Raw genomic sequence first — 12,684 nt, 5'->3', positions numbered from 1 at the left:
CCTCTTTCCGGATTTAGATTTCTATTAACGTACAGTCAGGTTCTCCAGCGACAACGCCCCAGTCAGCGGCACTGGCCATTCCTCCAGCCTGTATGCCATCTCCCAGAACTGATACTCCAGTTGGCAGCTTTGTAAGAAGTGCTCCGTCATCTTTCTCCGTTCCAGCGCATTCGAAGTCTCCGCCCAGCGATCCAGCGCCAGCCCGAACGCTCCAGTCACACCGCCCGCCCTGCTGCCATAGAACTGCATCCAATCGTAGAAGGGATGCTCGGGAGTAGGCTGTACCTCGGCTAGCAATCTTTGCCCGATCTCTACGTATGTCCATGGACAAGGGAGCAGCACAGCATAAATTTCTCCAAGACTGCCTTCATGAGCAACTGTTAGCATATGACGAATATAGTGATGTGCCGACGGAGCCAGCGGAAAGCCTTGCAAATCCTCGAACTTAGCCCCGGCCACCCGGCAGAAGTTTTGATGCGGATGAATTTCACTGTTCAGAATAAATCCGATTTGCTCATGGAATATGGCCATCTCCTCACGGCTTACACTCTTGGATATCGCAATACCGTAAATCCGCATGTAGGCATTCAGATATTCAAAGTCCTGTTTGACATAATGAATTAATTGCTCCCGTTCCAGTTGCCCTTCAGCAATTCCCCTCACAAAAGGGTGATTGAAAATAGCCTGAAAAATATCATCTGCTTGCCTGCGTAGTTCTTGGGCAAAACTCATTCTTCCCCACCTCCGAATAAATGTTGTTAGCTAATGTTCTGCTTCAAACCCAAGCAAAAAAGCCGCTCCCGTAGAGGGAGCGGCTTATAAATAGCAAACTTGGGATGAACTCCAAAGATGCATGAACGTCAAGACCGACTCCACTTTCCTACGCTAGTACGAACTAGATCAGGTTCAAAGGGTCCAAGATACTTCTTGTCTCAGCCGTTCACGGCTCCCCCAGTGGATTTGCTATGCAATTTAACTATTACTGTACCCATCTCTACACGGGATGTCAATCCTCTTCAAGCAAAATGAAAGCGCTAAAAAAAGTTGTTGACAGAATGAAAACGGATACATATAATAAAAGTACAGTATGGTTTCTCTCCACTCCTATCCAATAACTGCATGTTCTGAAAATGAACATGGGACCGCTCATAGAGCGGTCTTTTTTTTATCCCAATAGCCCTCTCCCTAGATAAAAACAGCGACTCTCCCGGATTGGAAGAATCGCTGTCCTGCGTGCCTGCTCATACATAAACCGTGTATCCCAACGACTGCAAATGCGCTTTGCCCCGCTCCATCTCCGACTCCTGACGGAAGGATAGACGCATCACGCCCGGCACGTCCTCACGGCTCTCAATAATTTGCATATTACTCAAGTTGATGTGACGAAGACCCAATTCCGTGGCAATCTGGCCGATAATTCCCGGATGGTCAGGCACATCGATATAAAGATCGAACAAGGAGGTAATGGCCCCCTTACGCCGCTCTGGCAGCTCCCCACGGAACTGATTAGCTGTTTGGAACGCCTGTTCAATACCTTCCCCGTTGCGCTCCTCCAGAAGCTCAACAAAGCCTTCAATCTCACGATTCCAATCCTTAAGAAGCCCGAGCAGTACCTCGCGGTTGCTGAGCAAAATATCACGCCAAATCAGCGGATCACTGGAAGCAATCCGGGTAATGTCGCGAAAACCACCAGCAGCCAGCAGCCGATAAAGCTCGTTGTCCCCGTTGTAACCACGCACCTGATTCACCAATGCCACGGCAATAATATGCGGCAAATGACTAATCGCACCAACAATTTGATCATGCATGACCGGGTCAACACGAACGATTTGGGCTTTGGTATACGATAACAACTGGGCAAGACGCTCATAAGCTGCTTCCGGCACGTCCAGAGGTGGAGTCAACACATAGTAGGCATTCTCAAATAATAAGGTTGAGGCCGCCTCCACCCCGGAGCGTTCCGAACCCGCCATCGGATGTCCCCCGATGAAATGCACGCCAGGGCTAGCAAGAGTAGCAGCGCATGAGACTACCGACGCCTTCGTGCTGCCTACGTCCGTTACGATACAGCCCGGCTTTAGCGACATTCCGGACAGCCTTTGCAAATAATCCTCCAGCTTCCCTACCGGTACACATAAAAAGATAAAATCGGCATCTTGCGCCGCTTCTTCCATAGACAGAGTCGCCATGTCGACGACGCCACGTTCCTCCATCCGTTTCAGCGATTCCGGACGATGGGCATGACCCATCACCGTAATCCCGGGCTTGCCCTTGAAGCAAAGCGCCAGTGAACCCCCGATCAGACCTACGCCAAAAATGGCAATTTTCATTGTCATATATGCTCACTCATTTTCTACGAATAAAGTAGGATTACACCCGAGCCGCCGGCTTACCCAGCACTTGCTCCAGGGCGGTGACGAACTTGGCATTTTGTTCTGCGGAGCCAACAGTGACCCGAACATAGGTTGGATATTTGCCGAATCCGCCCCGAATAATGATCCCCAGCTTCAATAAGGCCTGGAACATCTCGCTCGCTGGACGCTGAACATCAACCATAATAAAATTACCATGGGCCGGGAAATAGGATAAGCCCAGGCGGTCAAACTCCTGGTAAAGATAAGCGATGCCTTCCCGATTTTTGCTTCGGCACTCTTCAACAAATTGCTGATCGCGAAGCGCCGCCTTGGCCGCCGCCTGCCCAAAACGGGAGGTGTTAAACGGCTCGCGCACCTGGTTGATCAGTTTGATAACACTTGCCTGCCCAACCCCGTAGCCAATACGCAACGATGCCAGACCGTAAATCTTCGAGAAGGTCCGTAGTACGACCAGATTTGGATACTTACTCAGCAGTGAGATGCCGCTTGGGTAATCCACATCGGTCACATATTCTGCATAAGCCTCATCCAGCACTACCAACACGTGCTCTGGCACCCGGTCCAGGAATGACTGCAATTCACCACGGGTGACAATCGTTCCGGTCGGATTATTAGGATTGCAGATCCAGACAACTTTGGTTTTTGCTCCGATGGCTGCCTGTATAGCTTCAAGGTCGTGAGTACCTTCTTTCAAAGGGACTTCAATACTTACAGCACCTTCGATATCCGCATTGCTCTTATAAACGCTGAAGGTTTGATCAGCCATCACGTTCTCATCACCGGGCAGGAAGAAGGCCCGGGCAATTAGTGCAATAATCTCATCCGAGCCGCAGCCGAAAATAATCTGCTCCTTGGCTACGCCAAGTTGACTCGCCAGCAGTTCAGTTAGTTCCGCTGCACTGCCGTCCGGATACAGGCTTACGTTCGCCAGTTCCTGCGTAATGGCTGCCTGAACCTCCGGCGAGGAGCCAAACGGATTCTCATTGGATGCCAGCTTGATGACTTCCTCCAGGCCAAGCTCTTTCTTAACTTCTTCAATCGGCTTGCCAGGTTGATACACTGGCAAATTCACGATCTGGGGTTTCGGTAGCATGCGTAAATCCTCCTCGTAACAATCTTACTCCTGCAGTGTTTCTATAATTTTAATTGTGCCACAAAGTCGCGAATTTGCAATAACGCTTGTGATTTCGTGTCCCGGTTCTCCAGTAAGGAGATGCTGTCCTCGATTTTGCGGACAATAGCACTGCCAACGACCGCCCCGTCGCAAAGCTCCGCAAACCGCTGAACCTGTTCCCGGCTGGAGATGCCAAATCCGACGGCAACCGGCAGGTCAGTTTGCGCCTTAACGGAAGCGATGAATTCATCCACGTCGGTATGGAAGGAGGTCCGTTCTCCCGTTACCCCCAGCGATGATACGCAATAGATAAACCCGCGGGCACGGTCCAAAATACGTGATATGCGTCCACTGGACGTCGGTGCTACCAGCGGAATAAGTTTAATATTTGCAGCATCCGCTAATGCCAGCATCTCTTCCGATTCCTCGAAGGGCAGGTCAGGGATAATGAGCCCGCTGATCCCCGCCGCATTAACCTCTTGTAAGAAACCCTCAATTCCCATTTGCAACACAGGGTTGTAGTAAGTAAACAGGACGAAAGGCAAAGAAATGCCCCGCTCCCGAGCCTGCGCAGCCGTACGGATACAGGAAGCAATCGTAATGCCATGACGAAGCGCCCGCTCGGAAGCGCGCTGAATGACGGGACCATCGGCAAGTGGATCGGAATACGGAACGCCAAGCTCGACCACATCTGCCCCAGCCTGCTCCAAGGCCTCCAAAATGTCCAGCGTTGTTTCAGGATCAGGGTCTCCTACAGTAATAAAAGGGATTAGCGCCGTCCGTCCGTCCGCTTTTAGCTTGGCAAACGCAGCGTCCAGTCCATTGATCTCCTGGTTGCTCATCACGCTTCTCCCCCTTCCGTGTAGGCCATGATCGATTCCACGTCCTTATCACCCCGGCCAGACAAGCAGATGACGATGATATCGTCAGCAGCCATCTTCGGAGCCAGCTTGACAACCTGGGCTACCGCATGTGCCGATTCCAGGGCAGGAATGATCCCCTCTGTCCGGCTCAACAATTGCAGAGCATCCAAGGCCTCCTGGTCCGTAATCGGGTAATAGCGAGCGCGCTGAATATCCTTCAGGTAAGAATGTTCAGGACCGATGCCCGGGTAGTCCAGCCCGGCCGATATCGAATGAGCGGGCTGAACCTGTCCGAATTCATCCTGCAACAAATAACTCATCGAGCCTTGGAAGACCCCCTTCGTCCCCTTGGTCATGGTCGCAGCATGGAACTCGGTATCCACGCCGCGGCCTGCGGCTTCTACACCGACCAGTTGAACGTCCGTATCCTCGATAAACGGATAGAACATGCCAATCGCATTACTTCCCCCGCCAACCGCTGCAACCAACATCTCCGGCAGTCGGCCCTCGGCCTGAAGAATTTGGGCCCGAGTCTCATCTCCGATAATACGTTGGAAATTGCGCACCATCATCGGATAAGGATGGGGTCCCGTTGCCGATCCGAGAATATAGAAGGTGTCCTGTACATGGCTGACCCAGTAGCGTAGCGCTTCGTTACACGCATCCTTCAACGTCCGTGTACCGGATAGCACAGGAACGACCTCCGCCCCAAGCAGCTTCATGCGGAATACGTTGAGCTGCTGACGCTTGGTGTCCTCTTCTCCCATGAACACCTTGCATTCAAGACCCAGCAGCGCCGCAACGGTAGCGGTTGCCACACCATGCTGGCCAGCCCCTGTCTCCGCAATCACCTTCTGCTTACCCATTCGCTTGGCTAATAGCCCTTGCCCGATGGCATTGTTAATCTTGTGGGCACCTGTATGATTCAGATCCTCACGCTTCAAATAAACCTTGGCTCCACCTAAATGCTCGGTTAGCCGCTCTGCGTAATAAAGCGGAGTCTCCCTGCCGGAATATTGCTTCAATAAGTAAGCGATATCCTGCTGAAATGCGGGATCATCCTTGTATGTCAAATAGGATTGCTCCAATTCCATTAAAGCGTTCATTAAGGTTTCCGGCACATAACGGCCTCCGAAGGGGCCAAAACGTCCATGCTCGTCCGGTACTTGCTTCATCTTCCCTTCACCCTTTCCACGAATTGTGTAATTTTGGCCAGATCTTTGACGCCGCCAGTCTCGACGCCACTTGATACATCCACGCCATCAGGCTGAAGCGTCTCGATCAACAGCTCAACATTGCCCGGATGGAGACCACCAGCCACAAACAACGGTATCCCCTGGGTCATTGTCCAGTCACGGTAAGGATTCACTGCTCTCCAATTAAAGCTATGTCCCGAGCCGCCGCCGTATTTCGGATCGTACGTATCCAGCAGGACCCCGTCCAGCACACCAGCATAAGCGGTCAAGTCCGGTCTTCCATGCACTGATCCGTCCTCCTTGATGGAGAAGGCCTTCATCACCTGCACGCCAAAGCGAGCTTTGACGTCGCGGCAGAAGGCCGGGTCTTCCGTGCCATGAAGCTGCACTACATCCAGCGGCGCTGCCCGCAGCACATCCTCCAGTTCATCCATGGAAGGATTGAGGAACACCCCAACGCTGCGCGGAGCCGCCCCGCCGCTCCATGCCCGGAGAAGAGGGAGCAGCTCCGCCGCCCGCTCACTACTGATTTGACGCTTGCTCCTAGCAAATACAAATCCGACGTAATCCACAGGTAAGTTTATCATCGATTTTAGCACTTCAACGCTTTGAAGTCCACAAATTTTCACGGCGGTCTCCTTCATTACTTCGCATCCTTTCCAAGGCTGTAATTCGCCTTGCTCCCGGTATGCAACGGCCCCATCAGTTCCTCAATGGCATCTCCAACTTGCTCGCGCCGCATAAAGGTTTCGCCGATCAGCACACCCTTGGCTCCCTTGGCGCTCAAGTATTCTATATCCTTACGAGAGGCGATCCCGCTCTCGCTAATGAGTGTCACATCCGAAGGCACCTGCTTGGCCAAGTCAGCAGTCGTATCCAGCGACACCTCGAAGGTCCGCAGATTCCGGTTGTTAATCCCAATTAGCTTGGCTGTGCCTAACGCAAGCACCCGTTCCAGCTCCAAATGATCATGAACCTCCACTAACGCATCCAGGCTTAGCGCCTGAGACAAGGCCAGATAATCGCGTAGCTGCGAGTCGGTCAAGATGGCCGCAATCAGTAGCACTGCATCGGCGCCCAGTAACCGAGCTTCGTAAATTTGCCGTTCGTCGATGATAAAATCTTTGCGCAATAGCGGTATGCTTACCGCCCTGCGAATAGCTTCCAGATAGGCACCACTTCCCTGGAAATACGTCTCATCGGTCAGCACAGAGATACAATCTGCTCCAGCCCCCTCATAACTCCCGGCCAAGGCTACAGGATGAAAGTCTGGACGAATCAACCCTTTGGAGGGAGATGCCTTCTTCACCTCGGCAATCAAACCAATATCCCTCTGGCGTCCTTCGGTCAAGGCAAGGTGGAATCCGCGTGTCGGGTCCAGCTTCGCAATGCGCTCTTCCGCCTCTATACGTGAGAAGGTTTCAGCCAACCGCTGAACCTCCTGCTTCTTTGTCTCTACAATTCGCTCAAGATACATAGCTCAATTCTCCTGTCGTTTGAATAAGCTGCTCCAGCTTGCTATACGCATGACCTGAATCAATAGCTTTCGTAGCGATATCCACGCCGTCACGAATACTGTCCGCCAGCCCGGCCACATAAATGCAGGCTCCAGCGTTTGCCAGCACAACGTCGCGGCAAGCCCCCTTCTCTCCTTGTAGAACCTGCCTTACAATCATAGCATTCTGCAACGGATCGCCGCCGATCATTTCTTCCAGCGGATAAGAGCGCAGCCCTAACTCCTCGGGACGCAGATCATAGGTAGTGATGATACCATCCTTAAGCTCCGATACCTTAGTGACCGAAGATAGGCTGATTTCATCCAGTCCTTCTTCGCTGCTTACGACCAGCGCCCGCTTGGAACCAAGCTCGCGCAGCACCTCGGCAATGGTCGTCGTTTTGCTGCGATCATATATGCCCAGCACCTGGCGGTCCGCACCGGCCGGATTAGTGAGCGGCCCCAGCATATTGAAGACGGTGCGAATACCCAGCTCTCTGCGAGGTCCGGCAGCATGGCGCATAGAAGGATGATATAACTGTGAGAACATAAAACAGATGCCGATTTCATCCAGACAACGCTTGGCCTGCTCTGCATCCAGGCTGATATTTACCCCCAGTGCCTCAAGCACATCTGCACTTCCCGAACGGCCAGAGGCAGAGCGATTACCATGCTTGGCAACCCGAACCGATACTGATGACGCCACAATGGCAGCCGTTGTTGATACATTGATTTTATGAATCCCCGAGCCACCCGTTCCGCACGTATCCAGCAGTTGCCGTGCTTCCGTATCCACCCGGCTGGATGCTCCGCGCATCGCTTCGGCAAATCCGGTAATCTCTTCGACGGTCTCCCCTTTGATACGCAAGGCCGTCAGCAAGCTGCCGATCTGTGCAGGCGTCGATTCTCCGTCCATAATCGCCTGCATCATGCCTCGTGCCTCTTCGCGCCGTAAGTTCTGTCCTTCAATCAAGCGGCTGATTCCCGCCTGTACCGTGTGCTGTTCCATCATCGTAATTCGCTCCTCTCTTTATTTTCCTGGGGTATATTCATACAAATAATCTTGATTAATTACGTCATCACAGGAGGACGGTACCGGAAACATTTGCTCAGCCGTCCGAATCGCGGTTAACAGTGCCTTCGCTTTGTTGACCGATTCCTGATATTCGTTCTCCGGAATCGAATCCCATACAATGCCTCCCCCGGCTTGCACATAGGCTTTGCCTCCCTTGAATACGATCGTACGGATCGTAATGCAAGAATCCATGTTGCCAGAGAAGCCTAGATAGCCAATGGCCCCGGCATAGGTTCCGCGAGCTTCCCGTTCCAGTTCCGCAATGATCTCCATCGCCCGCAGCTTGGGTGCACCAGATACAGTTCCGGCTGGCAGGCAGGACAGGAAAGCATCGAAGAAATCTTTATCCTCACGAAGCTGCCCCGATACCTTGGACACCAGATGCATAACATGAGAGTAGCGTTCAACTTCCATATAAGACTCGCATTTGACACTGCCGAAGTCAGACACCCGGCCAAGATCGTTACGTCCCAAATCGACCAGCATTAAATGCTCGGCACGTTCCTTCTCGTCCTGAAGCAGTTCCGCCTCTAATGCCAGATCGCTCTCCTCGGTGTCTCCCCGTGGCCTTGTGCCGGCAATCGGACGCGTCTCTACCCGACCATTCTCGACCTTGACCAGCGCCTCCGGGGAAGTACCGACAATAATCTCTTCATCCAGCTTGAGATAATACATATAAGGTGATGGGTTCATGGTCCGCAGGACTCGATACACATGCAGCGGATCTACCTCTGTTTCAATATGGAAGCGCTGGGACAATACAACCTGAAAAATATCTCCTGCGCGAATATAATCCTTTGCTGTCTCCACGTTTGCAATAAATTGCTCCTTGGTCAGATTAGAGCGGATATCCCCAAGATCGGTTATCGATGGCACCGGACGGCGATTGAAGCTCTCCCCTGCTCCCTCCTCCTGCAGCAAGTCGGCAGCTTCATCCAGCTTCCGCTCTGCCAGCTCATAGGCCTGACGAATCTCCTCGTCCCGAGCGCCCGGCTTCACATGCACGTTGGATATCAGCAATATTCGTTGCTTCACATGATCGAACACAATAATTTGGTCACAAAACATGAATTGCATATCCTGCAAATTCAAGTCGTCCACCGGATGAGAGGGAAGCTTCTCGTAATATTGTAGCAGGTCGTAACCGAAGAACCCGATAGCTCCCCCGGTAAACGGCGGCATTTCCGGAAGTTTAGGACTACGGTATCCGCGTAAGATAGCTTTCAGCTCATCCAGAGGTTTATCCGAGCGAAGCCGTTCCTTTACTCCTTCCCGCTCGATGGTTACTTCCCCCTTCTTTGCTGAGATCAGCAGAAACGGGTCTGTACCGATGAAGGAATAACGCGCCCATTGACTCCCCCCCTCTACACTTTCCAGCAGGAACGCCCGCTCCCGCTGGGCAATTCGGCGAAATATCCGGATGGGTGTCTCCAGATCAGCGAGCAGCGTACGAGCAATCGGGATTAAATTATATTGACTTGCCAAAGCAATAACCTCTTCAACTTGCGGATTTGCCATGTCTTTCACTTCCTTTTCGGATAATAGGGTTCATTATGGACAAACAAAAAAACCTCTACCGAAGTAGAGGTTCTGGATTTGCGGTTTATTTGAAAATGCCTGATTCCGCTAAAGTTAAGATAGGTTAAGAAGCCACAATATCGGCATTCTGCCCAATTCATCTCCGAACCCCCGGAAGAATTGCGCACAACTCCGCGCTGCGGTCAACGTTCATATCCTAATCTCAATGGAACCTGCACTCACTCAACTAAACTCGGCTCATCTCTGGCTCAGCTCTACTCAGCTCTAAACAAAACAATCAACTAAAACTCACTCAGCTAAAACTGATTTAACTATAACTTATTACCTGCTGGTTTGGCAACCCTGCCTGTCAGCAAACTTCTCCATATTAAGATGAGGACACGCCCAAATCCGGACGGAGGATTCTTGCTTCATTCAAATAGACATGCTTCATATCCCGCTGCCCCTTCGTCGTGTTCACATGAATCAGCAAACGAATGCACATCGGTAACGCACCCTTCACCGGTATCTCGGTAGAACACATTAAGGGCACCATATCCCAGCCCTGCAAATCCCGAATCGCTCTTGCAGGAAAGGTAGCATCCAAATCCGGCGTTACCGTGATCCAAACGCTGCTGATGTCCTCAGGGACGATTTGATTGCGTTCCACAATTTCCTTCAGCATATCGGCTGTTGCCGTCAGCATCTCCTGCTCCTCATTGCGGGTGACCGTCGTCGCTCCGCGAATGCCACGGTTATACATGTGGTTCCTCCTCTTTCAGCTCGGCGATGACCCGATGGACTTCCTCCAACGTGACATCATCCACGATTTCTACTTTTCCGATGTCTACCGGCAAAACAAACACCATCTGCTGCTCCTTGAACTTCTTGTCATGCATCATGGCATGGACTAATTCATCGGCCTTTAACTGACCTGGCATAGCGGTAGGCAAGCCGTAACCGCCAAGCAAGGCGACCGTCTCCTCATAAAGCTTAGGCGCACGGCCCCGGTTCACCGCCAGTTTGGCTGCAGCAGCCATTCCGATCGATATCGCTTCCCCGTGCAGGAATTCACCATATCCGCCAGTAGCTTCAATGGCATGCCCTAGCGTATGGCCCAAATTAAGAATCGCCCGAAGGCCCTGCTCCCGTTCATCCACCGACACCACCTGAGCTTTGACGGAGCAGCCTTGCGTCAGACCGTAGCCCAGTGCATCCGGATCAAGAGCCAGCAACTCAGCGGTGTGCTCACGGCACCAAGCAGCAAATGCAGCATCCCAGATCAGGCCATGCTTGACCATTTCGGACAAGCCGGCACGAACATCACGGGGAGGCAGGGTTTGCAGACTATCCACGTCATACAGTACCAACTCCGGTTGGTGAAAGGCACCGATCATGTTCTTCGCCAGTCGATGGTTAACGGCGACCTTACCACCAACGCTACTATCATGAGCCAAAATTGTCGTTGGCATCTGCACGAAGGTAACGCCGCGCATATAGGTCGCCGCTACAAATCCGGCCAAATCGCCAATCACCCCGCCACCCAAAGCAACCACAACCGAGCGCCGGTCAAGCCCGCCCTCAATCGCTGCTGTCATGAGATTCTCATAGACCTCCAGGGATTTGGATTTCTCCCCTGCCTTGACGGTCACACTAACCGTGCGATAGCCTGCGTTCTGGAGCGAAGTCTCCACTACATTAAGGTATAAAGGGGCTACGTTCTCGTCGGTCACGATTAGCACGGGACTCTTCACCGAAAGCTTGTGCTCTATGAAAAATTCTCCCGAACGCGCCAGCAACCCGCTGCCGATATAGATGGGATAAGAACGCTCGCCCAGGTCCACCTGCAGCGTTCTCATTAATATTCCTCCAACTGTGCCAGGTACCCCTGCACGTTACGTTCAATCTCCTGAATCGAATCACCGCCGAACTTCTCTAGAAAAGCCTTGGCTACTTCCCATGCTACAACATGCTCAAGCACTACGCTGGCAGCCGGCACGGCGCAAGCATCCGAACGCTCCACCTGTGCTGCAAAAGCTTCCTTCGTATCGATGTCCACACTTTGGAGCGGCTTATATAAGGTTGGAATAGGCTTCATCACACCGCGAACCACCAGAGGCATTCCGTTCGTCATGCCACCCTCGAAGCCACCCAGTCGGTTGGTAGACCGGTGGTACCCACGTTCCTTCGTATATACAATCTCATCGTGAACCTGCGATCCAGGAATCGTGCCCGCCTCAAAGCCAATACCGATTTCTACTCCCTTGAAGGCGTTGATCGACATGACCGCCTGGGCAATTCTGCCGTCCAGCTTGCGATCGTATTGTGCATGGCTACCCAGTCCCACCGGAACGCCTTCTACGATGCATTCCACGATCCCGCCGATGGAGTCGCCTTCTTCTTTGATTTTATCAATATAAGCTTCCATCTTCTTCTCGGTCTCGCTGTCCGCTACCCGCACGGAAGAAGCCTCGGTTACGCGCGCCAGCTCTGATAGCGGCAGGTTATGGGGCGGAGCCTCAATTTCGCCGATTCGAATAACATGGCCGGCAATGCGAATGCCGAAATGCTCCAAGAACTGCTTGGCAACGGCACCAACGGCAACGCGAATCGCCGTTTCCCGGGCACTGGACCGCTCAAGCACATTACGCAAATCCTTATGGTTATATTTCAAGCCGCCGTTCAGGTCGGCATGGCCAGGACGGGGACGATGCACTCTGCGCTTCTCCTCATCCGTACCTTCCATCGGCTCTATGTTCATGATCTTCTGCCAGTGCTTCCAGTCGTTATTCTCTACAATCAACGCCACAGGAGCACCCGTGGTATAGCCATGGCGGACACCCCCGGCAATCTGGGCAGTATCCTTTTCAATTTGCATGCGGCGGCCGCGGCCGTACCCTTTCTGGCGACGAGCCAGTTCAAAGTTAAGCGCCTCAAAATCAAGCGGCAAGTGGCTCGGCAATCCTTCGATAATCGCAGTAAGCTGGGGTCCATGCGTCTCCCCCGCTGTTAAGTAACGTAAACTCATGATGTTGCGTTCCCCCTTTA

12 protein-coding genes and 1 riboswitch are annotated in these 12,684 nt (G+C 52.5%); all 12 genes read right to left on the bottom strand.

Annotation, left to right across the window (positions count from 1 at the left end):
* Positions 1 to 24: 24 nt before the first annotated feature.
* The gene (gene tenA / locus BN3279_RS17675; protein WP_059052536.1) at positions 25 to 732 is read right to left on the bottom strand and encodes a thiaminase II; all 708 of its coding nucleotides are present in this window, start codon (positions 730 to 732) and stop codon (positions 25 to 27) included.
* A gap of 128 nt (positions 733 to 860) precedes the next feature.
* Positions 861 to 963, bottom strand: a riboswitch (TPP riboswitch).
* 278 nt (positions 964 to 1,241) lie between these two features.
* Complete coding sequence (locus BN3279_RS17670) at positions 1,242 to 2,330, bottom strand: prephenate dehydrogenase (protein WP_059054516.1); 1,089 nt, start codon at positions 2,328 to 2,330, stop codon at positions 1,242 to 1,244.
* Between the two features lie 40 nt (positions 2,331 to 2,370).
* Positions 2,371 to 3,468 (bottom strand): histidinol-phosphate transaminase, encoded by a 1,098-nt coding sequence (hisC, locus tag BN3279_RS17665; protein WP_059052531.1) that lies wholly within the window; start codon positions 3,466 to 3,468, stop codon positions 2,371 to 2,373.
* A gap of 41 nt (positions 3,469 to 3,509) precedes the next feature.
* Positions 3,510 to 4,331 carry a tryptophan synthase subunit alpha gene (gene trpA, locus BN3279_RS17660; protein ID WP_059052530.1) on the bottom strand — a complete coding sequence of 274 codons (822 nt, stop codon included), beginning with the start codon at positions 4,329 to 4,331 and terminating at the stop codon, positions 3,510 to 3,512.
* Entirely contained in the window at positions 4,331 to 5,527 is a 1,197-nt protein-coding gene (gene trpB / locus BN3279_RS17655; protein WP_059052527.1) for a tryptophan synthase subunit beta, read from the bottom strand. Before trpB ends, trpA begins: the two co-directional genes overlap by 1 nt.
* On the bottom strand, positions 5,524 to 6,192 hold the full coding sequence (locus tag BN3279_RS17650; protein WP_059052526.1) for a phosphoribosylanthranilate isomerase: 669 nt from the start codon (positions 6,190 to 6,192) through the stop codon (positions 5,524 to 5,526). The genes trpB and BN3279_RS17650 overlap by 4 nt, the downstream gene beginning before the upstream one ends.
* Complete coding sequence (gene trpC / locus BN3279_RS17645; protein WP_059052525.1) at positions 6,192 to 7,025, bottom strand: indole-3-glycerol phosphate synthase TrpC; 834 nt, start codon at positions 7,023 to 7,025, stop codon at positions 6,192 to 6,194. The genes BN3279_RS17650 and trpC overlap by 1 nt, the downstream gene beginning before the upstream one ends.
* Complete coding sequence (gene trpD, locus BN3279_RS17640) at positions 7,015 to 8,052, bottom strand: anthranilate phosphoribosyltransferase (RefSeq protein ID WP_089153502.1); 1,038 nt, start codon at positions 8,050 to 8,052, stop codon at positions 7,015 to 7,017. The genes trpC and trpD overlap by 11 nt, the downstream gene beginning before the upstream one ends.
* 21 nt (positions 8,053 to 8,073) lie before the next feature.
* Positions 8,074 to 9,636: an anthranilate synthase component I gene (trpE, locus tag BN3279_RS17635; RefSeq protein ID WP_059052521.1), complete on the bottom strand. Its 1,563-nt coding sequence runs from the start codon at positions 9,634 to 9,636 to the stop codon at positions 8,074 to 8,076.
* 388 nt (positions 9,637 to 10,024) lie between these two features.
* Positions 10,025 to 10,399, bottom strand: coding sequence for a chorismate mutase (gene aroH / locus BN3279_RS17630; protein ID WP_059052520.1), 375 nt, complete (start codon positions 10,397 to 10,399; stop codon positions 10,025 to 10,027).
* The gene (gene aroB / locus BN3279_RS17625; protein ID WP_059052518.1) at positions 10,392 to 11,495 is read right to left on the bottom strand and encodes a 3-dehydroquinate synthase; all 1,104 of its coding nucleotides are present in this window, start codon (positions 11,493 to 11,495) and stop codon (positions 10,392 to 10,394) included. Before aroB ends, aroH begins: the two co-directional genes overlap by 8 nt.
* Positions 11,495 to 12,664, bottom strand: coding sequence for a chorismate synthase (aroC, locus tag BN3279_RS17620; RefSeq protein ID WP_059052516.1), 1,170 nt, complete (start codon positions 12,662 to 12,664; stop codon positions 11,495 to 11,497). Before aroC ends, aroB begins: the two co-directional genes overlap by 1 nt.
* Positions 12,665 to 12,684 lie beyond the last annotated feature (20 nt).

This window comes from Paenibacillus senegalimassiliensis (genome assembly GCF_001486585.1).
Lineage (GTDB): Bacteria > Bacillota > Bacilli > Paenibacillales > Paenibacillaceae > Fontibacillus > Fontibacillus senegalimassiliensis.
The sequence above is the reverse complement of the archived record's forward strand: the minus strand, read 5'-3'. Positions and strand labels throughout refer to the sequence as shown.

Bases quoted from the DNA above. Each gene is read 5' to 3' on its own strand.
- tenA (WP_059052536.1), bottom strand. From the start codon at position 732: ATGAGTTTTGCCCAAGAACTACGCAGGCAAGCAGATGATATTTTTCAG.
- BN3279_RS17670 (WP_059054516.1), bottom strand. From the start codon at position 2,330: ATGAAAATTGCCATTTTTGGCGTAGGTCTGATCGGGGGTTCACTGGCG.
- hisC (WP_059052531.1), bottom strand. From the start codon at position 3,468: ATGCTACCGAAACCCCAGATCGTGAATTTGCCAGTGTATCAACCTGGC.
- trpA (WP_059052530.1), bottom strand. From the start codon at position 4,331: ATGAGCAACCAGGAGATCAATGGACTGGACGCTGCGTTTGCCAAGCTA.
- trpB (WP_059052527.1), bottom strand. From the start codon at position 5,527: ATGAAGCAAGTACCGGACGAGCATGGACGTTTTGGCCCCTTCGGAGGC.
- BN3279_RS17650 (WP_059052526.1), bottom strand. From the start codon at position 6,192: ATGAAGGAGACCGCCGTGAAAATTTGTGGACTTCAAAGCGTTGAAGTG.
- trpC (WP_059052525.1), bottom strand. From the start codon at position 7,025: ATGTATCTTGAGCGAATTGTAGAGACAAAGAAGCAGGAGGTTCAGCGG.
- trpD (WP_089153502.1), bottom strand. From the start codon at position 8,052: ATGGAACAGCACACGGTACAGGCGGGAATCAGCCGCTTGATTGAAGGA.
- trpE (WP_059052521.1), bottom strand. From the start codon at position 9,636: ATGGCAAATCCGCAAGTTGAAGAGGTTATTGCTTTGGCAAGTCAATAT.
- aroH (WP_059052520.1), bottom strand. From the start codon at position 10,399: ATGTATAACCGTGGCATTCGCGGAGCGACGACGGTCACCCGCAATGAG.
- aroB (WP_059052518.1), bottom strand. From the start codon at position 11,495: ATGAGAACGCTGCAGGTGGACCTGGGCGAGCGTTCTTATCCCATCTAT.
- aroC (WP_059052516.1), bottom strand. From the start codon at position 12,664: ATGAGTTTACGTTACTTAACAGCGGGGGAGACGCATGGACCCCAGCTT.